Raw genomic sequence first — 22,630 nt, 5'->3', positions numbered from 1 at the left:
GTTATTTATGCATTATACAATACCATTTCAGTATGGTTAACTAAAAGTACAACAAGAAATGAGGGAAGTAGTATGGCTATTGAAATTATCCTTATCATGATTGCCGCGGGTCTTATCGTCGGCTTTGTCGGTGCCGGGGGATCTGGGTTCATCATCAGCATCCTGACAGTGCTGTTCGGTTTCCCGATTCACGTAGCGTTAGGCACTGCTCTTACATCAATGCTGTTTTCATCATTCTCGGGTGCAGTCAGTCACTACCGGGAAGGAAATGTCACTTTGCGGGCTGGTTTGATCATTGGTATTTTCGGTGCAGTTGGCGCCTTCATCAGTTCTCATTTTTCCGGAATCATCCCGGAAGATATCCTGAATTACCTTACAGCCGGAATGCTCGTATTATCGGGTGTAGTTCTATGTATTCGTCTTTTGCTGATGGGCAAACCTTCCAACAAAGAAAATACAGTAAGTGCATTCATCTACCAGAACAAACTTGTTTATTTCATTTCCGCTGCATTGCTCGGTATTATTACAGGTGCACTATCCGGATTGTTCGGTATAGGTTCTGCTCCATTCATCCAAATTGGACTGCTTATCCTGCTCGGACTGTCCGCGCAGCAATCAGCAGGCACAACGATGATGATCATTATTCCAATCGCCTTGGCTGGCGGAGTCGGCTATGCACAGCTCGGTTTCCTTGATATCAAATTACTATTGGAAGTAGTTGCAGGAACGATGATCGGTTCCTATGTCGGAGCCAAATTCACAAAACGTGTTCGTCCAGTCTACTTGAAGACAGCGATGGTATTGCTTCCGATATTTGCAGGTTTCTTACTATTATCTGCATAAATCACATAAATAAGCCGCCGGGATCCCGGCGGCTTATCTATTATCTGTTCAACAAACTTCCTACATAGCGGAGCAGGTCGTTTGCCGATGTGGAATTATAATCATATTCATCGATCAATGTTGCGACTACTTCATTCATTTTCTTCAACTGCTGCTCATCTGGCGTTTTTGTGGACGTTGTGATCTTTACTACATCCTTCAGATCAGCAAACAGCTTTTTCTGGATTGCTTCCCTAAGCCGTTCATGGGATTGATAGTCGAACTTTTTCCCTTTACGTGCATACGCCGAGATTCGGATAAGGATTTCTTCACGGAAAGCTTTCTTCGCATTCTCCGAAATCCCAATTTGCTCCTCGATGGAACGCATCAGCTTTTCATCAGAAGGCATTTCCTCCCCTGTCAGCGGATCATGCAGTTTTGTCTTATTACAATAAGCTTCTACATTATCCAGATAGTTATCCATCAATGTTTTAGCTGATTCTTCATAAGAATAGACGAATGCTTTCTGTACTTCTTTCTTCGCAATTTCATCATATTCCTTACGTGCTACTGCGATGTAGTTCAAGTAACGTTCGCGGTCTTCTTTCGATATGGATGCATGACTGCTAAGGCCATCCTTCAAGGAACGAAGTACATCCAATGCACTGATCGAACGCATTTCCTTTTTAATGATCGTACTGGAAATTCGGTTGATCACATAGCGCGGATCAATGCCGCTCATCCCTTCATCGCTGTGTTCTTTTTTCAGTTCCTGGATATCTGCGTCGCTGAATCCTTCCAGCTGCTTCCCATTATAAAGATGCATTTTCTTCAGCAGGCTGATACCGCCTTGGTTCGATTCTTTCAATCTCGTAAGAATTGTGAACATCGCAGCAATCTTCAGTGTGTGCGGTGCGATATGGACATCCTTAATATCACTTTCCGAGATCATCTTCTGATAGATTTTCTCTTCTTCATCCACCTTAAGATTATAAGGAACCGGCATGACGATCATCCGGGAATGCAATGCTTCATTCTTCTTATTGGAAATAAATGAACGATACTCTGATTCGTTCGTGTGCGCCACGATTAATTCATCCGCACTGATTAACGCAAAGCGGCCGGCTTTGAAGTTGCCTTCCTGCGTCAATGAAAGCAAATGCCAAAGAAACTTCTCGTCGCATTTCAGCATTTCCTGAAATTCCATCAAGCCGCGATTGGCTTTGTTGAGCTCTCCGTCAAAGCGATAAGCCCTGGGATCCGATTCTGATCCATATTCCGCGATTGTGGAGAAATCAATGGAACCAGTCAAGTCGGCAATATCCTGTGATTTTGGATCGGAAGGACTAAATGTACCGATTCCTGATCGTTTATCTTCGGAAAAGAAAATCCGTTCAACAATGACATCTTCTATTCTTCCATCATACTCTTCTTCCAGACGCATTAGATTTAATGGGGAAAGATTCCCCTCAATCCGGATTCCATATTCGTCCTCGAATTCCTTGCGAAGATGAGCAGGAATAAGATGGAGCGGATCCTCATGCATCGGGCAGCCTTTTATGGCATAAACTGCACCCTCATCTGTCAGTGTATATTCCTCCAGCCCACGTTTGAGCAGGCTGACGAGCGTGGATTTCCCTCCGCTTACCGGTCCCATGAGCAGAAGAATCCGTTTGCGTACATCCAGTCTCCGAGCTGCCGGATGGAAGTATTCTTCTACCAGCTTTTCAAGCGGTTCTTCCAAACCGAATAATGCATCCTTGAAGAAGCTATATTTTTTCACACCATCTTCTTCTTCAATGCCTTTATGCTTGATCATATTATATACACGGGAATGTGCAGATTGAGCAAGATAAGGCCGGTCTTTCAACAAACGCAGATAATCAGCGAGCGTTCCTTCCCAGTGGAGCTTCTCTTGTTCCTGGCGATACTGCTGTACCTTATCCAATATATTCATCATTCATTAACCTCCCAGGCATTGTTAAACAAAAGGCGATTACCTTAATGTATGCCCAGGGTTTGGCTATCATGCCAGCAAATCCATAAACGACGCTTACGGCTTCTGCTTCCATCCTATTTCCATATACGATTCATTCGTATATTTATCCAGCATGACATCATCAAGCTGAATTGTTTTCTTATCATTAGGGAAAATATGCATAAGCTGTGCCAGTTTCTTCACTATTTTCTTTGGATATGCTTCCGACATTTCCAGCATCAGCTGAATAGCTTCTGCTGCAGGAAGGACTTCCCGATAAGTGCGGGAAAGGGTCAAAGCAGAAAACGTGTCGACGACAGCTAATATTTGCAAATCCACTCCTAGTTCCGGCAAATAAGCACCATCCGGATAGCCTTGTCGATTCAGCCGTTCGTGATGACTTCGCGCATAGCGGCCGAGTAAAGGCTCACCTGCCTGATGCAGGAGTGTCTCTCCTTTGACCGTATGTGTTTGTACAATCTCATATTCCTCTTTTGTCAGTGACGTTGTTTTATCAAGAATTTCCCGAGGTATATCAAGCTTGCCGATATCGTGAAATAAATATCCTGTTGCACAAAGATCCAGCTGAACGACATTCATATGATAAGCGAGCATCGTGCCGATCACAAAAACGTCCAAGGAATGGATGAAAGCGTACGGATCTCTTTGCTCAAGCATATGCCAAAGACTGCTTCTTCCCATCGTCTTCAGGCTTTTGATATACAAATCCTTCAAGAAACGGATGCTTTCTTCCTCATAAAGCAGTTTTCCATAGCGGTACTCAAAAGCGATATAAGATAGATTTGTGTAAAAATGCTTTTCCATACTCCGCTTATATGTTGCTTGATGATCCATTTCTTTCTCTTGCAGCTGCAGGATCATCTGCTGGAGACGATCAGCCTTACTGAATAGATCAGCAGTTTCCTCTTCCGCCGTTTCCACGATGACGGACGGCACTCTGTTGTGCTTCAGCCGTTCCAGTAAAGCTGCAGTAATGACTGTTCCTTTATCCAGTTTTGTCTTGTCTGCCAGAACAATGTCACTGCCCAAAAAATCACCTAGTAGTATATCTTGGATGCGTTTACGTTTTAAGATCAATTTCATTCTCCTTTTTCAAAAAAAGCTGCCACATCTGGCAGCCTGAGAATCCATTTTCGCAACTGGCTGGCATAGAATCTCATTCCTTAGCCCCTCAAGTTTTGCGTAACTGCCTTTCAACAGTGCTGCCGTATATGTATGTAATTGTTTCCTGGTTGTGTTCTGCTGACAAATCAAGCAGCTTATAATAGTCCTCTTTTGTTGGCAGAAGGTCCACCATTTCCACATTCAGTGCTATCGCCAACTTACTGATGCCCACAAAAGAAATATTTCGCTTACCGTTTTCAATATCGGAGTAGTACGATCGATTAAAACCCGCCATGCCAGCCAATTCCTCCTGTGTCAGCATCTGTTTTTTTCTCAGATATCGAAGCTTATCCCCAAATGCCCGAAGCAATAGCGTGTAATCTCTCATATTATTCATGCACTCCATTATACCTCGTTACCTCAGTAAATCCACCGGATATAAGTGACATTAGTATAATGCTACCAAATAAAACAGGTTAAAGTACTATATTTACTCCCTTTCATCCATGTCTAAACAACTATAAAAAATAAACTGCACACAAGGTGCAGTTTAGGATAACCCATCGAAGCCCTGCTGACGAAGAGCTTCATAAATGATAATTGCAGCAGTATTAGACAGATTCAAAGATCGAACTTTATCTGTCATATGAATACGAAGGCATTGCTCCTCTTTTCCTACTAGCAAATCCTTTGGAATGCCAGTCGACTCCCGTCCGAAAACGAATAGCAGATCTTGATCTGTGTTACTGAAATCATAATCTGAATAATGCTTGGTACCGAAGTTTTCTATATAATAAAAGACACCTTCCGGAAATTTTTCATATAACTCTTCTATACTATCGTAGTAATGGATATCCACGTCATGCCAATAATCCAATCCTGATCTTCTCAGCATTTTGTCATCCGTCGAGAAACCAAGCGGACGAATCAGATGCAAAGCCGTATCTGTCGCAAGGCAGGTACGAGCAATGTTCCCTGTATTAGCTGGAATTTCTGGCTGGAATAGTACGATATGTCTTGGCATATACTTTCACCTCTGCTTTTCTACTTTCAACCTTACCAGTATAGCATAGCAGAGATCATAGCCCAATCTGGAAAAATTTATATACAACGTTCTTTGTATATGCCGGGGAATCAACGTAAGCCCAATGACGCATTCTGCTGTTGGCAGTATGAGCATTCACCAATGGCTCACCCTGCGCGTTCCGGGCTACCACTATCGTATTGTGATTGTAGTTCCCATCACCCTCAAAATCATAGCAAATCACATCCCCAGGCCGCAGCAGTCTTGCATCGGCTACTTCCTTGCCTCGTAACCCTTGTTTTGATCCGCTCAAATACCACCGCAAAGCATTCGCCACTGTAAAACTATAGCTCCAATTTTCTCCATTAAACCACCATCCTGAATTCCGATCCGGTTCTCCCCGCATTGGTGCTCCGCCCGCCCGCAGGCACTGGGAAACGTAATTTGTACAGTCTACTTCAAATTTCTTATAGGCAGGGTTATAATCATTCCACCATCGCTCGGCATACTGAACCGCCGCTCGTCTGTCGTAGGTGAATTGCCGGTCAAAATCCTGATCATTGCTTTCATAGACGACAAGTCCCTGGACATGAGGCTGAACAGCATCCTCTACTCGCTCATCATGAATAATCTGCCCATCACGCATACGTGCTATATGTGTATGCACTTCTTCTTCATGATACGTAGCATGCTGCTTATGCACGAGAAAAGTTGCACATAAGCGGTAGGTAATGATATCTTCTTCCCCATCATGCTCTTCGCTCAGGATTATTCCTTCTCCTCGAATCTGGGCAACCTTCGCTCCATCCTTTTCATGGGAAGCAATTCGGTTTACGAGCCAATTCCCAGCTTTCTTCCCGTCGACTTCCTGCATCCAATAATCCGCCAGCTGTTCACTCTTCCCCATCTCTATCCCTCCTGTTCTTCCTTCGATATGACATGGCATATCCCCGCAGGAGGAGCAAGCCTCCTACTACGAATACGGATAAAATAGTCATGAATGTCTCCATGCTCCCACCTCACTTGTATGTATGTAGAATCATGACAGTATATGCTTCATCAGCTTGACTGATTCTATTTATGAAAGCGCAAACATTTTTAGTTACAAATGTGACAAATTTGTGTATCCTTATAAAAAAGGGGGAGAATACGATGTCTGATGTTTTGCAAACCATCCTTAGCCACAAATCAGTAAGATCATTTACGACCGAGCGCCTTACAGAGGAACAGATAAAGGAACTTGTCTCCGCTGCTCAAGCAGCATCCACGTCGAGCTTCCTCCAGGCCTATTCGATCATTGGTGTGAGCGATCCTTTAGTGAAAAAGGAGCTTAGCACATATGCTGGCAGCCAGGAGTACGTCGTTAATAATGGCCACTTCTTTGTTTTTTGTGCTGATTTCTACCGCCATAAGGAAATGGCTAAAAATTTGCGAGCCGATATTTCCGAAACGATTCAAGGCACGGAAGCTTTGCTGATCGGTACTATCGACGCCTCACTGGCCGCCCAAAATCTAGCCATTGCAGCAGAATCGATGGGATTGGGCATTTGTTACATAGGCGGGCTCCGAAATAATCTGGCAGGCGTTTCTGCAAGCCTCGGCGTACCTGCACATGTATTGCCGCTGTTCGGGATTGCCGTCGGTTATCCGGAGAAAGTAAATGAAAAGAAACCACGGCTGCCGTTCGGAAGTGTATATCATGAAAATAGATATAATGTGGATAAAGGCATGCTGAATGCCCAGCTGGAGGAATATGACCGTACTATTCAATCATATTATGTGGATCGGACTGTAAATAGCCGGAAGACAACCTGGACCGAGCAGACGACAGATAATCTTCGTATCCCGAAACGTGTATATATGAAGGACTTCATTACGCAGAAGGGTTGGGCAAAGCATTAAAATAAGGCCGCTGCAGCGGCCTTATTTTATGAGGATGTAATTGTTTTAAAAAATGACTCCATATCTTCACCTAAGTGATGGAGCTGGTCGATAAGCAAGCTGAAGTTGTTGACTAGATCTGCTTGCTCACCAGATGCGTTCCGTATTTGCTCTACACTTCCTGATAGCGCTGTAATATTATTTTTAATATTCTCCAGTGAGATGCTCATACTTTTCGTAACATCTGTCGTTTGGGAAGACAGCTTCCTCACTTCACTTGCAACTACAGCAAAACCTGCACCAGCTTCCCCTGCTCGGGCTGCTTCAATCGACGCATTCAAACCCAGGATATTGGTTTGCTGCTGGATTTGGGAAATCTCACTTATTGACCCAACTGTCGTTTCTGTCAGCAGCATGGATTCCTGAGATTGTGCTGCAATCTCTTCGCTTGAGGCCGCTAGCTCTTCTGAATGAGCCGAAACGGTATGCAGTTTATCCTGGAGTCCATCAATTATTTGACGCAGATTGCCAATGTAACCTTCCATTTTTTCTTGAGCATCCAGTGGAATAGCAATTGCAAATGCGCCAACAACCTCTTTATTGTCGCTCCGAATCGGAAAGGACTTCGCATGCAGGGGAATACCATACACTCCCTTAGGTAATAAAACCGAACCATATCGACCCGCTAATGCAGCTTCTAGGTTTTTATCCCCGGCTGGTATCGGACTTCCTACATGTATTCCAAAATCCACCTTTCCAGTAGGCAGATAGCTTAAGAATTTTTCTCTATCTGTAATTCCGATCATCGTATCGGTACCGATCATTTTTTGCAGATCCTCTGCTGACTCAACTAAACTATGTAATAATTCCATTCTGATCCCTTCATTTCTTATACACTTATTTGACAGTATCAGGATAATAGTTTTAGGTATTTTATACCACTTAAAACACAAAAAAATATCCTTGTATTCCATCTCGGTATTAAATACCCAGTCTTTTAAATAGCTAAACCTTGAAAACAAAAAAGGAGCATATATTTATGCCCCTTTTTCAGTGTGCCTCTGCATATTCCTTTTCAAACTGCAGTCCTTTACGCATTTCTTCAAGTACTTGTTCGTCCTGCTCCTTGTCCATTGCTTTTCTAACTGCATCAAAACCTTCCGGCAACCCAATCTTACCAATTGCCCAAGCTGCTGTTCCGCGAATGACAGGTCGTGGATCTTGTTCCATCAGCTCTATCAAATCCGGCACAGCAGATGTGGTTTTATAATGCGCAATGGCCAGTATTGCATTTCGCTGAATCGGTTTCTTGCCGCGCCAAGAACCAGAAATCAGACCAAATTTCGCTTTAAACTCTTTATTCGACATCTTGAGTAAGGGTTTCAGCAGCGGTTTCACGACTTCCGGATCTGGCTCCATCTCTTCGTGAAGATGGAAATCCATGCCTTTGTTCTTTGGACAAACAAGCTGGCATGTATCACAGCCATAGATACGGTTTCCAATTTTAGAACGAAACTCATCTGGCAGGAAATCTTTCGTCTGAGTAAGATAGGCGATACAGCGCTGTGCGTTCAGCTGGCCGCCTTGGACAAGCGCGCCTGTTGGACAGGAATCAATACATTTTGTGCATGTTCCGCAGCTATCTTCTACAGCTTCATCCGGTAAAAATGGAATGTTGGTAATTACTTCTCCAAGATACACATACGATCCGAATTCAGGTGTAATGACAAAGCTGTTTTTGGCACTGAAACCGATACCTGCCCGCTCCGCTACAGCTCGGTCGGATAACTCTCCTGTATCAACCATTGAACGATAGGTGAATCCTTCCACCCTTTCCGCAAGAAACGCAGTCAGCTTATTCATCCGGTCGCGCAGCACTTCATGGTAATCCATTCCCCAGGAGGCCCTACAGAACAATCCGCGCGGTTCTTCCTTCGTACTTTTTGGTGCATTCGGCAGTCTGGAAGGATACGCGAGCGCAATTGCGATAATGGATTGAGCAGAAGGCATAAGCTTCTTCGGTTCAGTCCGTTCCTCGATTGTACCCTTCTCAAAACCTGACTGATAATTTTTCTCCTGCTGCTGTTTCAGTCTTTCCTTCAGCTCCTGAAAGACATCAGCTGTCGTAAACCTGATTTTATCTACACCAATCTTCCTGCTGTAGGCGATCAGCTCCTGCTTCAGCTGTTCTGTATCCATCATACGGCCTCCTTTCTTTTTATCATTATTTCCTAATATACATAGTAAAAACGCAATGCCTCGTTACGTTTAAAACGAGACACTGCGTTGGCTCAGGGGTAGTTAACAAGTGCATGAAAAGCGAAATGATTACCCCGGTTTATAAATAGTATGTTAAGTAGTATAACAAGGTTTTTACACGCACGCAACATTCTAAACATAATTCGACAAATTTTTTTCTCGCTTCCGTTTACGCCTCTGTTATACTGGATTTTAACAAGAGGGAGGTATGGATATGAGCTTGTACGATTATTTGTTGACGCAAGATGGGATAATCACGAAAGAATCACTTTTGTATCCTTTTGAAGAACGTGGACTGCAATTCGGGGATGGTGTTTATGAGGTCATCCGTATATATCAAGGATCATTTGATTTGCTGGAGGAACATATCGAACGGCTTTATCGTTCAGCAGAGGCGATTCGACTGGAAGTTCCATTTGCAAAAGATACTTTGATTGCTTCTCTTGGCCAGCTGACAGAGAAAAATGACGTTCAAACGGACGCAAAGCTTTATCTGCAAGTCACTCGCGGTTCTGCCCCCCGTGAGCATAGCTTCCCAGATGTACCAAGTAATTTCTATGCTTATATCGAACCTAGTGAAAGACCTGTTTCTCTACTTCAGAAAGGCGTTCGCACTATTTTGGCAGACGATATCAGATGGGATCTATGCTATATCAAAAGCCTGAATCTACTGCCGAATATATTAGCCAAGCAAACTGCCAAGGATAAAGGAGCTTTTGAAGCTATTCTCCACAAGGATGGCATAGTTACCGAGGGCTCATCTTCTAATGTATTCATCATTAAGGATCACATTCTTTTCACGCACCCAGCCGCGAAAAACATCCTGCATGGCTGCGTTCGGAGCAGAGTATTGGCTCTTGCACCGAACACAGGATTGCAGGTGGAGGAAACAGCCTTTACAACTGATCAGCTGCTTCAAGCAGATGAAGTATTCATCACCAGTACAACAAGTGAAATCATGCCTGTTATTGAAATTGAGGGAAAACAAATCGGTGATGGGACGCCGGGCGATAATACGCGCGCTCTGCAGCGTGCCTATGAAAAAGAAAGCGGAATCCAAGCTACAGCATTTGCATGAAGAAAGAGACTGGGACATAACTAAATTCCCACTGTTTAAAACCGAATGTTATTCTTGAGCGCCGCTTCGGCAGAACACTCCGCTAGTATGGATAACTAATCAAAATGACCGAACTTATGCAAATTTTTCTTAGGAAGATTTACAATATAGTTCGGTTTTTTATATGGCTAAAATTTGTCCCAGCCTCTTTCTCTGTTTTTGTCTCTCGGATATCGCGCTCAATAGCTACAAGCTGTACTGGCGTTCCAATTCGGGTTAAGTGGTGCAAAAGTCAGCTGCCATCTGCTGCTTTGCACCATCATCATGGCCGATATAATTTCCTGCTTCACGTACTGGATGCTGCGTCGTAGTGACTGTTTTTGATCTTCCTTGCACACACCGCCCCGATTCGGAATATTCTTTCAACTATAACAGCTAAACTTTTTCCACCTAAAATAAAAAAGACAGCCTCAGCTGTCTTATGTCAGTATTTCCTTTATCTTGTCTCTTTTCCAGAAGCCTATGAGAGCACAAATCAATATAATCAATAGAATAATAGCTAGATACGTATAGTTTAAGGATACGATACTTGACCCGACAAGTGCATAGGTCATCGTCCCCGGAAGCACGCCTAATATACTGGCGGCCATATATTGCTTGAATTTAACACGTGTCAGACCGGCAACATAACTGACCAAATCATAATTGAAAACCGGCAGCACCCGCATGACCAATACATAAAAGAAACCTTCGTCATGCAATTTCTGCTTGATTTTCTCCACTCTTTCGCCTAAATCCTTATCCCCGAACCGCGCGGAGAAAAAGTGAGCTAGAAAATATGCGACGATAGCAGCACCCGCGGAACCAATTAAAATGAAGATGGTACCCTTAACAAAGCCGAACGCTAAACCGCCTGCAATCGATAATACAGAGGAAGGGAAAAAAATGACGGGTTTGACCGCATAGATTCCCATGTAGATTAATGGAGAAACGATCCCAAATGAGACAATCCACCCTTGGATATCCTCAGGTGACAGTTTAATATGTTCCCGGACGAACCAAAACAGAAAAAGTACAAGCAGCGCGATAGCCGTGCTCTTGACAACCTTTTTTCCTTTCATGATGAGCCTGCCTTTCCTTTGGTATAGTCCAGTCCTTTTTATTGTAGCACAAAAGTCTGTTACCGCTAGTATATGAAGCTCTTACCCTAGGGGTTCGAAGATAAAGGTAAAAACTGCATACAGGAATACTTATTCCCTATCTACTTCTTGGCTGATTAATGGTAAAATGAAATTTATGTGCATATGAGAGCAGATAAAAAGCGCTGAAGGCTTATCAGAAATACTGGATAATACAAAGAAGCTAGGGTAATTCCTTTATTCTTTATTCCTTTGATTCTGACTTTCAGAGCTGTAATTAGACAAGGAGCGTAATAGAGTGGACAATGCATGGTTTGAAGTCAGAAAAAGCGGCCCGCTAACCGGAGAAGTTACCATCCCGGGTGCCAAAAACAGTGCGCTTGCACTAGTTGTAGCAGGCTGTTTGACAGATGAGACAATTACAATTCATGATATTCCCGCTATCCGGGATATTTTATTGATAAAAGAGCTTGCCGAAGATATTGGTTTGCATATGAAAGAAAAAGAGAAGAACACGTATGAGCTTACCGGTAAACATATAACATCTGGTAAACTTGATTTAGCAAAAACATCAGATTTCCGTGCATCATATTATTTTGTCGGAGCTTTGCTGCACAAGGTAAAGACCGTGCAAATCGGATATCCAGGCGGAGATGATTTTGGATCACGCCCGATAGATCAGCATGTGAAGGCTCTTTCTGCACTTGGAGCGACATTCGATTTCAAGCAGCAGTATTATGAAGTAACTAGCGAGAAATTGACCGGTGCGGAGATTACATTTGATGTCATTACATCAGGTGCTACCATCAACGCTATGCTGGCAGCAGCTAAAGCAGAAGGACGCACTACGCTGCACAACGCTGCAAAAGATCCGGAAGTGGTTGATTTAGCGAATCTCCTGAACTTGATGGGAGCAAAAATCAAAGGAGCCGGCACAGAGAAGATCACGATTGACGGCGTTGAGTCCCTTCATGGCGGAATTGAACACACGGTGATTCCGGATCGTTTGATTGCTGGCGCATTTTTGATGGCTGCAGGTGTGACGAATGGCCGGATTACAGTTAAAAATGTCATTCCAGAGCACTTGGCTAGCTGTACGAACAAACTGATCGAGCTAGGTATGACTATTACAGAAGACGATGACTCGATGACAGCTTCAGGAACTGCCCTGCAAGGTGCGCGTATCCAGACAGGCATGTATCCGGAGCTCGCAACTGATTTGCAGCAGCCGCTTACTACGCTGCTCACTCTAGCAGCTGGCTCTAGTACGATTTTGGACAAAGTATATCCAAACCGTAATGGGCATGTTGCGGAGTTGAAGAAACTTGGCGCTGACATTGAAGTGGTTGATCATCAGATCTTGATTCATGGTGTTTCTAAGCTGACGGGCGCAACAGTAAAAGCACATGACGTTCGCGCTGGTACTTCCTTGATTTTGGCTGGTCTAGCAGCTGATGGCGTAACCAAAATCACGGATGTCAAACATATTCAGCGTGGTTATGAGGATATAGTAGGGCTGTTCACACAGCTTGGTGCAGATATCACGCTGCATCAGCCTGAGCATCAGACTCAAATGTAACATCGACCGCTCCCCCCTTGATGGGGTGAGCGGTTTTTTTATGATTGCTGTAACGTGCTTTAGGGTATTATGAGATTGATTGGAGGGAAGCTGATGCGAATCACTATCTTAGCTGACACACATATGCCGCGTATGGCAAAGGTTTGGCCAGCTGCACTGCTCCCCCATCTGGAGCAGGCTGACCATATCATCCATGCTGGTGATCTTCAGGATAGCCGGGTTCTTGATTCCCTTGCATCTTTCGCTCCAGTTACAGCTGTTTCCGGAAACATAGACAGTCCCGAGCTTATTGATACATTACCAAAAAAACAGCTCCTTACCTTTCATGGAGTGACGGTTGGGGTAATACACGGACACGGGAAAGGAAAAACGACTGAACAGCGCGCGATGGCAGCATTTGAAGACGAACATATTGATCTGCTTATCTTCGGCCACTCACATATTCCCATTCATAAGGAAGAAGCGGATCTTGTTCTTTTCAATCCCGGCTCACCAACAGATAAACGGCGGCAGGAGCTATTCTCATTCGGCGAATTGATTGTTCAAGAAGATGGCACATGGTCTTTAAAACATATTTTTTACAAAGATAAGAAAGGATGAATGTAATGGATTTTACAGGCAAAGTAGTTGTCGTTACTGGAGCAGGAAATGGAATCGGAAAGGCGGTTGCTCTTCAGTATGCCGCTAAAGGAGCAAAAGTAGCTGCAGTTGATCTGGATCATGCAGCTGCTGAACAAACTGTACAGGAAATGGCAGGAGAAGGACTCGCCCTTCAGGCCGACATGCGGAATCACCAGGACGTGACTGACTTTATGAAGCAAGTCTTTGACCATTTTGGGCAAATTGATATTTTGATTAACAACGCTGGTATCAGTGCGTTCAAGAATATGTTTGATCTAGAGGTCGAAGAATGGGATAGCATCATCAACACAAATTTGCGCGGCACTTTCCTAGCCAGCAGAGAAGCTGCAGGATATATGAAACAAAGCGGAAAAGGCGGCTCGATCGTGAACATTGCATCGACTCGCGCAACCATGTCGGAACCTGATACGGAAGCATACGCTGCTACTAAAGGCGGCATCGTCGCTCTTACGCATGCACTTTCTATGTCATTGCAGGATGACTACATTACGATAAACAGCATCAGCCCAGGCTGGATCGAAACGAAGGAATATGATAGTCTGCGTCCTGTCGATCATGATCAGCACCCATCAAAACGTGTCGGAACACCATCAGATATCGCCAGAGCATGCATATTCCTGACATCAGCTGAAAATAACTTCATCAACGGTGAAAATATTGTTGTAGACGGCGGCATGACACGCAAAATGATTTATGAACATTAAAAAGACAATGCCCACGAGGGCATTGTCTTTTTAATGTTCAGCCTCTTCCTGCCTGGAAGCTTGGATATTTGGTCATACCGCCATCTGCAAATAATGTAATACCTGTCACGTAGCTGGATTCATCAGAAGCAAGCCACACTGCAACAGCTGCAATTTCCTCTGGCCTTCCGATATAACCCATCGGAATCATGCTCTCTACATCTGCTTTTTGCTTTGGATCTGCGAATTTCTCAGCATTGATTGGCGTATTGATTGCGCCTGGCCCGATATTGTTAACACGAATTTGTTTCGGAGCATATTCCAGTGCCAACGTTTCGGTCAAGAGCTTTACCCCGCCTTTACTAGCAGCATAATGTGCAAACAATGGCCAAGGAATCATTTCATGTACACTGGACATATTGATGATATTTCCTTTTACATCATTTTCAACAAAATACTTCAATGCTTCACGCGAACCTAAGAAGGCACCTGTCAAATTCGTTCCGATAACTCGGTCCCAATCCTTCAGCGGCAATTCATGGGAAGGAACCGGGTTTTCGACACCAGCATTATTAATCATGATATCCAATTTACCAAATGAATCGATGGCTGTCTGAACAAGTTTTTTAACGTCCTCTTCCACCATTACATTTCCTTGTATGGCTACTGCATCACTGCCGCTGTTTTTGATTTCTTGGACTACCTCATCAGCTTTCTCGCCATTATTGTAATAATTCACGACTACTTTGGCACCTTCTTGGCCAAAGCGCAAAGCCATAGCTCTCCCGAGACCAGTAGATGAACCTGTGATGACGACTACTTTCCCTTGCAAACTTGGATACATATGAAACTCTCCTTCATTATGATTTTGTATAGCCTAATAGGAAACCGGCAATAACGATCAGGATGATTCCGATGCTGATACTGATCAGCTGGCCCCTCGTTTTTTTCTCTCCTAATATAAAAATACCGCCAAGCGTGGATATGACGATTCCCATTTGAGATAAAGAAAAGCTAGTCGCTACGCCTACGCGCGGCTGTGAAATAAACAAAAACATATTTCCTGTCGCCCATATCAAACCTGGAATGATGTTCTTTATGGTGTAAAAATCATACGGTCTGTATTTCACCGTCAGGATGATTCCGCCTGCTACCATGCCGACAGCCTGCGGGAATAAAGCTGTCCACCCATCGACACCGAAGAGTCTGGCTATGACAACGTATACGAGGTAGCCAACTGTTGAGATAGCGATGAAAATCAGACCTTTTCGGAACGCGCCCCGGCTTGCCTCGTCCGTCTGTTCTCCTTTAGCACGTTTGGAAGTGAGCATTGCACCAATGATAATGAGCAATAATGCCAGAATTCCGAGAATGACAGATCTTGCCGTATTCCATTCACCGAAAACAATCACTCCAAATAGGGAAGTGGAAACAAGCTGCGCACCAGTCGAAATCGGCATCGTTCTAGAAACACCGATTGCATGTACGCTTTTTAACTGGAAGGTTTGACCAAGTGACCAGAACACCCCAGATAAAAACCCAATTAAGAAGATGAATCCGGTCAATTCCGGCCTTACGAAGAAATACAGTACAATCGAGAGCAACAATGCACCGATAGTCGTACCGAGGATTTGGTGATAAGGGGTCCCGCCAAGCTTGACATTGAATAACACGATACTGCCCCAGAACAATGCAGGCAGGACGGCAAGAAGGATATCCATCACGTCACTCCATTTCGATTTTGCTTTACCGGTAGTATGATGAGCTTTCTATCGATTTATGCATAAAAAAAATCCAAAGCTATAAAGCTTTGGATCACACATGCTGGAGTGCCGTCGGCCGGTCCAGCTCGTATAATTTGCGATAATGCGCTGATTCCTGCAGCAATTGTGCATGTGTTCCGCGCATTTTGATTTTTCCTTCTTCCATAAATATGATCTCATCCATCTGTTCCATTCCGACCAGATGATGTGTTACCCACAGCAAGGACTTACCCGTCAAGCTATTGAAAATCGTATCAAGCAGGTCTCGTTCAGTGATCGGATCAAGTCCCACAGTCGGCTCATCCAGCATGACAATCGGTGTATCCTGCAGCAGTACCCGTGCCAGCGCAATACGCTGACGTTCTCCGCCTGAAAAGCGCTGCCCGGTTTCCTGCATGGATGTCTGATAGCCTTCTGGCTGACTGGCTACTAAATCATGCAATTTGACTTGTTTCATAACAGCCTTCACTTCTGCTTCTGTTGCTGTTTCATTTGCCAAAAGCAAGTTATTCGCCACACTTGTATAGAAAAGATATGGATTTTGATTCAATACAGAAACAAGTTTTATCATATCAGGACGAATGGATGATGCTTCATATCCATTGATTTGTACAGTTCCGGAATCTGGTACCAGCATCCCTTGAAAAAGCTTGAGCAATGTTGATTTACCCGCTCCACTCTTACCGATAATGGCAATCTTCTTACCTTGTGTCAGTTCGAGAGATAGGTTTTTGATAACACTCCCCTGCTCTTCATATCCAAAATCCACACTATTCATAGTCAGCTGTACATTTTCGAATGAACCTTCATAGGCTACAGCCTCAACGGTTGTGTCCTGATCTGATTCCAGCTTGGTGACACGATTCAATGATTCCTCATACCGAGGGTACTTTTCCACAGCATTCGAAACAGGTAAAATCGCCTCGGACAGCGGAATGATGACAAGTACAAATGCAGCAATGAATACATCTGCTATTCGTCCATCCGTAAACAGACTGGCACCGAAAGCAAGCATCGTGATCAGCATGGCAGCAACAACGATCTGTCCGATGAATTCACGATAATATGACCAGTTCTTCGACCGTTTATCAGCTTTGTCCTGTGTTTCCTGACGTTTGAAGAAGCGGCTGAAGAAATGCTGTTTTTGCCCGCTCAAAAGCCAGTCATGTATACCAAGGAAACCATCTGTTACATATTGATACAGCTGGTCCTTATCCTTTTTGTATGCCTGATTGGCCGCACGCATATGCAAAAGAGAGAAAATCGGCATCACAACAACCAGCACGAAGAAATAAATCGCCATAAGTAAAGCGAATCCAATACTAAAGTAACCGAGTGCACAAATACTGATCACATATAGAAGGACCGCGGATGCAGTCGGCAGAATCGTACGCAGATACAAATCCTGCAAGCTTTCGATATCCTCGGCCAATATACCGAGCACTTCTCCCGTTTTCATCGACTTGCTCGTAGCTGCCTTCGGCTCGACCAGATGATAAAGCCTAGTCCGCATCTTTGCCAGCACGCGGAGAATGAAATCATGACTCACCAGTCGTTCGGAATAGCGAAATACAGAGCGACCAAGACCAAATGCCCGAACGAGTACAATCGGCACGTATACGAGCAGGATATTTTCCGGCCGAAGTGCTGATTTAGAAATCAAAAAGCCAGATGTGAACATCAATGCCGCAGCTGAACCTACTGTCAGCATACTCAGCAGCAGAATGGTCAGCATGCGATATTTATATTGTTTAACATATGGCATAATCCAGTCACGATGCTTCATGATTATCCCCCATTTGTGCTTTCAGCAAGCGGACATATAAGCCACGGTTTGCCATTAATTGTTCATGCGTGCCACACTCCGCTATTCTTCCGTTATCCATGACAACAATTAGATCCATTTCCTGCATCCAATGAAGTCGATGCGATGCAAAGAACAATAGTTTGTCTGCCGCAAGCTCCTCGATGACTTCTTTTAATTCATATTCCGTTTCAATATCAAGCTGCGCTGTAGGTTCATCCAAAAGGACAATCGAACGGTCACTCAAAAATGCCCTTGCCAAGACAACACGCTGTGCCTGACCGCCGCTTAAGTTGCGGGCTCCTTCCCCAATCAAGGTGTCGGATCCTTCAGGCAGCCTATCAACAACCTCCCTGAGACCAGCATGACCAATCGCTTCTTCCACTCGTTCATCCGAAGCTTCCGGCGCATAAAATCTTACGTTGTCCTTGATGCTGCCTTGGAATATGAATGGGTGCTGCGGAATGTAAGCTGTCTGTTCCTGCCAAGCTTCTGATGAGAAGTCCACAGGCTTTCCATCCAGCTCCATTTGACCGGAAACGGGATCAATAAACCCGCTCAGCAAATCAATGAAAGTTGACTTACCGGCACCACTTGCCCCAATTAAACCGACCTTCTGATTCCCTTTGATGCTTAGCTTTAAGTCTGACAAAGCAGGACGATCATTGTCGTACATAACAGTCACATCATTTAAAACAAGCTCACTGTCTTCTCCCCAAACACCTGCTTGATTTCCTTTATGCTTCTCTTTGGCAAGCTTGATAACAGCAAGCATCTGGTCACCTGCATCCTTACCATCCAACGTAGCATGATAATCATTCCCAACCTCACGAATCGGAAGGAAGTATTCTGGCGCAAGCAGGAGGATCATCAATGCTGGCTCCAGCAATAGTGTTCCATCAATCAACCGCAGACCAAGTGTCACGGCGACGAAAGCGATCGCAAGCTGCGTAAACAAATCCAGCGCAAAAGAGGAAAGAAACGCAATCCGCAATGTACCTAACGTGGATTTGCGATACTGTCCGCTTACTTTCTCGATCGTCTCACCGTGTTCCTTGCTGCGACCAAGGAATTTCAACGTTTCCAATCCTCTTAACGAATCCACAAAGTGATTGGAAAGCATTCGATAAGCTTTCCACTGACTGTCCATTTTCTTCTGTGCGGCTAAGCCAAGCAAAATCATAAAAGCTACCAAGATAGGAATGGTAACCAATAAAATGACAGCCGAAATACCATCATGCAGCCAGATATAAACTAGTACAAGCCATGGTGTAATCATATTGGAAACGAGCTTTGGCAAAAACAGCTCCAGATAGTCGCGGAGCTTGCCTGCTCCCTCCAGCAAAAAGGTAACCAGATTCCCGGTTCCTTCCTGTTTCGTGTAGCGTGGTCCAAGCTTGAATACACTTTCCAAAAATGCTTTCCGCATATCTTCAACAGTTGCTTCTGCGAAGCGGAAACATATTTTTTTGATGATCAGCTGCAAAAGCTGCCTAGCAAGAAAGGCTGCTATAAAGCAGCCTATAAGTGGGATTTGGGAAGTGAAGATTTCCCCATGGAATAGGTGCGTGATGGCCTCCGCCAGCCATTTCGCTTGAAAGATAATGGCCACAGCTTGCAGCAGCGTCAATGCGGATAGCCCTAGCAGCACCGTTTTTATTCCTTTATAAGCCATTAAATTTCTGCCCATTAGTATTCCATATGCTCCTTATGATCTACACGTTTACGAAAAACGTAGTAGCTCCAGATTTGATAGCCTAACACGAATGGCAGCAATGCCAAACTGATATAGGTCATGACTTTCAATGAATAATCTCCTGATGATGCTGACTGTACAGTCAAGCTGTAAGCTTCACTGATAGAACTGATCATTACCCGCGGGAATAGACCAATGAACACAGAAGCAATCAACAGGATCATGATTAAACCAGACATCAGGAATGCCCAGCCATCACGTTTTCTTGTGATGAAGTAGCCAGATGCGATATACACAAGAATACCGACCATGAATAGATACTCTAAAATATTTCCATGTACACTGAACATATCTGTTTTAAAGAATGTCATTCCAAGGAATGCAACCAATAAAATTGCGTTGATTGGCAGCAATTTTTTCGCTGCACTGCGGCAGCGTTCACGTAACGTATCCATTAAACGTAGTGTTCCGAAGATAAGACCGTGCCATACGCAAAGCATTGTCAACGTGACACCGCCAAGAACTGTATAGACATTGATAACATCGGACACACCTGCAAGCATGTGCATGTTCTCGTCAATCGGTACACCTTGGATCAACGCAGTGAACATGATACCGAAAACAAGCGGCGGAATGATACTGCCGAAGAGAATCACCCAATCCCATGTCTTGCGCCACGTCGGGTGCTCAGCTTTGCCTCGGAACTCGAATGCCACCCCGCGGCCGATCAGACCGAACAAAATGAAAGCGAAACAAAGATAAAAACCGCTTAGCATAGAGGCATACCAGTTCGGAAAAGCTGCGAACATCGCTCCGATAGCTGTGATAAGCCATACTTCATTCGCATCCCAATATGGGCCGATCGAATTGATGAAAGCGCGTTTTTCCAAATCATCTTTAGCTACAAATTTACTTGCAATCCCGACGCCGAAGTCGAAGCCTTCCAGGAAGAAGAAGCCAACGAACAAAACAGCGACAAGGATAAACCAAAATTCATTAAGAGAAAGCATGTTGACCCTCCTTCGTGAATGGGTCTGCGATTGGTTCTGTTTCTTCTACATCATGCTCCGGCCCTTTTTTGATTTCACGGACGAACAAAGTAATCATGACCGCGAACAGAATCAAGTACATGGCCGAGAAAGTGATGAGGGAGAAAAGAACTTCTCCAGCTGTGACACCAGCACTGACCGCATCCTCTGTTTTCATATATCCAAATACAACCCATGGCTGACGACCGATTTCAGTCATGATCCAACCCGCAGAGTTGCCGATAAACGGGAAGCTGATTGCAACGATCATCAAGCGCAGATACCATTTGCTATTAACGAGTTTTTTACGTGCATAAAGATAAGCACCCCAGATAGATAGAGCTAGAACTGCTCCGCCTAGTACTGTCATGACACGGAAACTCCAGAATGTCGTTTTGACAGGCGGGATGTAATTGCCAGGTCCGTATAGCTCTGTATAACGTTCCTGCAAGGAATTCATGCCTTCTACTGAACCGCTGAATGTACCATAAGATAAGAAACTTAACACATATGGGATTTTAAGTTCTCCTGTATTTTCCTTCGCTTCGGTATCGATATTGGCAAATACTGTCCAAGGTGCAGGATCGGCACTGTCTTCCCAAAGACCCTCACTGGCAGCCATTTTCATTGGCTGTGTTTCCACAAGATATAATGCCTGCTCGTGACCGGATAATGCGATACCGATACCACTGATCAAAGCGACAACAATAGCAACCTTAAAGGAACCTTTATAGAATTCCACATGTTTCTTACGCAAAAGAGCTATAGCACTAATACCTACGATGAATAATGCACCAGTCGCGAACGAACCGAAGACTGTATGCGGAAATTCGACCCAAAGCTGACCATTTGTCATGATTGCCAAGAAGTCATTCATCTCAAGTCTGCCATTTTGCAATACTTCTCCGACTGGATGCTGCATGAATGAGTTCGCAGACAGAATGAAGAATGCGGAGAAAATCGTACCTAGGGACACAAGCCAAATACATAATGCATGCACCCATTTTGGCAAGCGATCCCAACCAAAAATCCACAGACCAAGGAAAGTGGACTCCATGAAGAATGCCAGCAGTGCCTCAATAGCAAGCGGTGCACCGAAAACATCCCCTACAAAACGGGAGTATTCCGACCAGTTCATCCCGAATTGGAATTCCTGTAATATACCGGTGACAACACCGACTGCGAAGTTGATCAGGAATATATGTCCCCAGAACTTCGCCATTTTTTTATATTTATCGTCTTTTTTGACAACATACAATGTTTCCATGATTGCAATGATGAATGCCAATCCTATACTTAACGGAACGAATAGGAAGTGGAACAACGTCGTTGATGCAAATTGGATACGCGAAAGCTCTACAACATCCATTTTGCCGCCTTCTTTCTTTTCATAATTTTATCGGAAACTATGTGAAATTAGTCACAATGTCCTGTTACATTTAGTATACTCCTGTCTTCCTATTTGGGATTGTGAAATATTGAACAATTTGTGGCGTAATCGTCACAGCTTTGTTAACAAACAAAAAAATCCCTTTAGAAAGGGATTTCAAGTAGTTACTATGAATTTATTATGACTTAAGTTGAGTTCTGTTTCTTCATATTGTTAATAAATCTTGAATTGCCGCGGAGGCACCTTCCGGTAATTCAAATTCGAGTGCTTGCTGTAAATAATGCCGATCCTTTAGCCCGCTTCTGCGGAAGTATTGCTCCATTACAGAACGTTTACCTTCTTTTCCGGGCAACAACCAGTACATAATATACCATGCCTCCATACTGCTTAGCGGCAGTACACCGGCAATTGTCTGATCCCTTACAGCAGTAAAAGGCATCTCTAAAACATTACCTCCATAGGAAACGGCAAAACCTGCCATCAAGTCCACTTGTAAACCATCTGACATAGTGAAGGTTGTACATGACTTCGTTTGAAACCGGTCCAGCGGCAGCTTGTCTTCCGATATGACCGCTATGTTTTGAAGTGTTCTTTTTGCACGGGCAAACTGCTCAGGCTCTACTAGTATATCCATATCATTTGGACTAACTGGCAGCCCTTTTAAGTACAGCAGCAGTGAACCCCCAACAGCATAAACAATCTCATTCGCTTCCAGCTGCGTTACGATTGGTTTGACGTGCAAGAGTTCGCCTTCCTTTCG

Annotated in this window: 20 protein-coding genes, 1 pseudogene and 1 riboswitch; of the genes and pseudogenes, 6 read left to right on the top strand and 15 right to left on the bottom strand. The window is 44.1% G+C overall.

Annotation, left to right across the window (positions count from 1 at the left end; genetic code table 11):
* Positions 1-72: 72 nt before the first annotated feature.
* The gene (locus ABXS78_RS05135) at positions 73-843 is read left to right on the top strand and encodes a sulfite exporter TauE/SafE family protein (protein ID WP_366249200.1); all 771 of its coding nucleotides are present in this window, start codon (positions 73-75) and stop codon (positions 841-843) included.
* A gap of 40 nt (positions 844-883) precedes the next feature.
* Here ABXS78_RS05135 and ABXS78_RS05130 read toward each other — a convergent pair whose 3' ends face one another.
* From ABXS78_RS05130 to ABXS78_RS05110, 5 genes and pseudogenes are all read right to left on the bottom strand, one after another.
* Positions 884-2,779 carry a PrkA family serine protein kinase gene (locus ABXS78_RS05130; RefSeq protein WP_366249877.1) on the bottom strand — a complete coding sequence of 632 codons (1,896 nt, stop codon included), beginning with the start codon at positions 2,777-2,779 and terminating at the stop codon, positions 884-886.
* A 96-nt stretch (positions 2,780-2,875) separates the two neighbouring features.
* A complete protein-coding gene (locus ABXS78_RS05125; protein WP_366249199.1) occupies positions 2,876-3,898 on the bottom strand; it encodes an HD domain-containing phosphohydrolase in 1,023 nt (340 codons plus the stop codon).
* Between the two features lie 54 nt (positions 3,899-3,952).
* A riboswitch (cyclic di-GMP riboswitch) is annotated at positions 3,953-4,038 on the bottom strand.
* Between the two features lie 71 nt (positions 4,039-4,109).
* Positions 4,110-4,313 (bottom strand): annotated as a pseudogene (locus tag ABXS78_RS05120) (helix-turn-helix transcriptional regulator); the annotation flags it as partial.
* A 162-nt stretch (positions 4,314-4,475) separates the two neighbouring features.
* A complete protein-coding gene (gene trmL / locus ABXS78_RS05115; RefSeq protein WP_095223691.1) occupies positions 4,476-4,949 on the bottom strand; it encodes a tRNA (uridine(34)/cytosine(34)/5-carboxymethylaminomethyluridine(34)-2'-O)-methyltransferase TrmL in 474 nt (157 codons plus the stop codon).
* A gap of 55 nt (positions 4,950-5,004) precedes the next feature.
* A complete protein-coding gene (locus ABXS78_RS05110) occupies positions 5,005-5,856 on the bottom strand; it encodes an amidase domain-containing protein (protein WP_366249198.1) in 852 nt (283 codons plus the stop codon).
* A gap of 245 nt (positions 5,857-6,101) precedes the next feature.
* Between ABXS78_RS05110 and nfsA the strand changes: the two genes are divergently transcribed.
* The gene (nfsA, locus tag ABXS78_RS05105) at positions 6,102-6,851 is read left to right on the top strand and encodes an oxygen-insensitive NADPH nitroreductase (RefSeq protein ID WP_366249197.1); all 750 of its coding nucleotides are present in this window, start codon (positions 6,102-6,104) and stop codon (positions 6,849-6,851) included.
* 26 nt (positions 6,852-6,877) lie between these two features.
* Here nfsA and ABXS78_RS05100 read toward each other — a convergent pair whose 3' ends face one another.
* Positions 6,878-7,702 (bottom strand): methyl-accepting chemotaxis protein, encoded by an 825-nt coding sequence (locus ABXS78_RS05100; protein ID WP_366249196.1) that lies wholly within the window; start codon positions 7,700-7,702, stop codon positions 6,878-6,880.
* A gap of 178 nt (positions 7,703-7,880) precedes the next feature.
* Positions 7,881-9,029, bottom strand: coding sequence for a tRNA epoxyqueuosine(34) reductase QueG (queG, locus tag ABXS78_RS05095; protein WP_366249876.1), 1,149 nt, complete (start codon positions 9,027-9,029; stop codon positions 7,881-7,883).
* A 274-nt stretch (positions 9,030-9,303) separates the two neighbouring features.
* Here queG and dat point away from each other — a divergent pair, with 274 nt between their 5' ends.
* Positions 9,304-10,167, top strand: coding sequence for a D-amino-acid transaminase (gene dat / locus ABXS78_RS05090; protein WP_366249195.1), 864 nt, complete (start codon positions 9,304-9,306; stop codon positions 10,165-10,167).
* 458 nt (positions 10,168-10,625) lie between these two features.
* Here dat and ABXS78_RS05085 read toward each other — a convergent pair whose 3' ends face one another.
* Positions 10,626-11,267, bottom strand: coding sequence for a TVP38/TMEM64 family protein (locus tag ABXS78_RS05085; protein ID WP_366249194.1), 642 nt, complete (start codon positions 11,265-11,267; stop codon positions 10,626-10,628).
* A gap of 316 nt (positions 11,268-11,583) precedes the next feature.
* Between ABXS78_RS05085 and murA the strand changes: the two genes are divergently transcribed.
* The 3 genes from murA to ABXS78_RS05070 all read left to right on the top strand — a co-directional run bounded on the left by murA (position 11,584) and on the right by ABXS78_RS05070 (position 14,210).
* Entirely contained in the window at positions 11,584-12,864 is a 1,281-nt protein-coding gene (gene murA, locus ABXS78_RS05080) for a UDP-N-acetylglucosamine 1-carboxyvinyltransferase (RefSeq protein WP_095223684.1), read from the top strand.
* A 93-nt stretch (positions 12,865-12,957) separates the two neighbouring features.
* Complete coding sequence (locus ABXS78_RS05075; protein ID WP_366249193.1) at positions 12,958-13,464, top strand: YfcE family phosphodiesterase; 507 nt, start codon at positions 12,958-12,960, stop codon at positions 13,462-13,464.
* Between the two features lie 5 nt (positions 13,465-13,469).
* Positions 13,470-14,210 (top strand): glucose 1-dehydrogenase, encoded by a 741-nt coding sequence (locus ABXS78_RS05070; protein ID WP_366249192.1) that lies wholly within the window; start codon positions 13,470-13,472, stop codon positions 14,208-14,210.
* Positions 14,211-14,247: 37 nt separating this feature from the next.
* Here ABXS78_RS05070 and gdh read toward each other — a convergent pair whose 3' ends face one another.
* The 7 genes from gdh to ABXS78_RS05035 all read right to left on the bottom strand — a co-directional run bounded on the left by gdh (position 14,248) and on the right by ABXS78_RS05035 (position 22,612).
* Positions 14,248-15,033, bottom strand: coding sequence for a glucose 1-dehydrogenase (gene gdh, locus ABXS78_RS05065; protein WP_366249191.1), 786 nt, complete (start codon positions 15,031-15,033; stop codon positions 14,248-14,250).
* A 16-nt stretch (positions 15,034-15,049) separates the two neighbouring features.
* Entirely contained in the window at positions 15,050-15,910 is an 861-nt protein-coding gene (locus ABXS78_RS05060; protein WP_366249190.1) for a GRP family sugar transporter, read from the bottom strand.
* A gap of 94 nt (positions 15,911-16,004) precedes the next feature.
* A complete protein-coding gene (cydC, locus tag ABXS78_RS05055; RefSeq protein ID WP_366249189.1) occupies positions 16,005-17,738 on the bottom strand; it encodes a thiol reductant ABC exporter subunit CydC in 1,734 nt (577 codons plus the stop codon).
* On the bottom strand, positions 17,725-19,446 hold the full coding sequence (gene cydD / locus ABXS78_RS05050; protein WP_366249188.1) for a thiol reductant ABC exporter subunit CydD: 1,722 nt from the start codon (positions 19,444-19,446) through the stop codon (positions 17,725-17,727). The genes cydC and cydD overlap by 14 nt, the downstream gene beginning before the upstream one ends.
* Positions 19,446-20,462 (bottom strand): cytochrome d ubiquinol oxidase subunit II, encoded by a 1,017-nt coding sequence (gene cydB / locus ABXS78_RS05045; RefSeq protein ID WP_366249187.1) that lies wholly within the window; start codon positions 20,460-20,462, stop codon positions 19,446-19,448. The genes cydD and cydB overlap by 1 nt, the downstream gene beginning before the upstream one ends.
* Positions 20,449-21,849: a cytochrome ubiquinol oxidase subunit I gene (locus ABXS78_RS05040; protein WP_366249186.1), complete on the bottom strand. Its 1,401-nt coding sequence runs from the start codon at positions 21,847-21,849 to the stop codon at positions 20,449-20,451. Before ABXS78_RS05040 ends, cydB begins: the two co-directional genes overlap by 14 nt.
* A 226-nt stretch (positions 21,850-22,075) precedes the next feature.
* On the bottom strand, positions 22,076-22,612 hold the full coding sequence (locus ABXS78_RS05035) for a hypothetical protein (RefSeq protein WP_366249185.1): 537 nt from the start codon (positions 22,610-22,612) through the stop codon (positions 22,076-22,078).
* Positions 22,613-22,630: the final 18 nt, after the last annotated feature.

The sequence above is a fragment of the Terribacillus aidingensis genome, assembly GCF_040703035.1.
In the GTDB taxonomy this organism is placed as follows: Bacteria; Bacillota; Bacilli; order Bacillales; family Amphibacillaceae; genus Terribacillus.
This window is presented reverse-complemented; position numbering and strand designations above follow the sequence as displayed.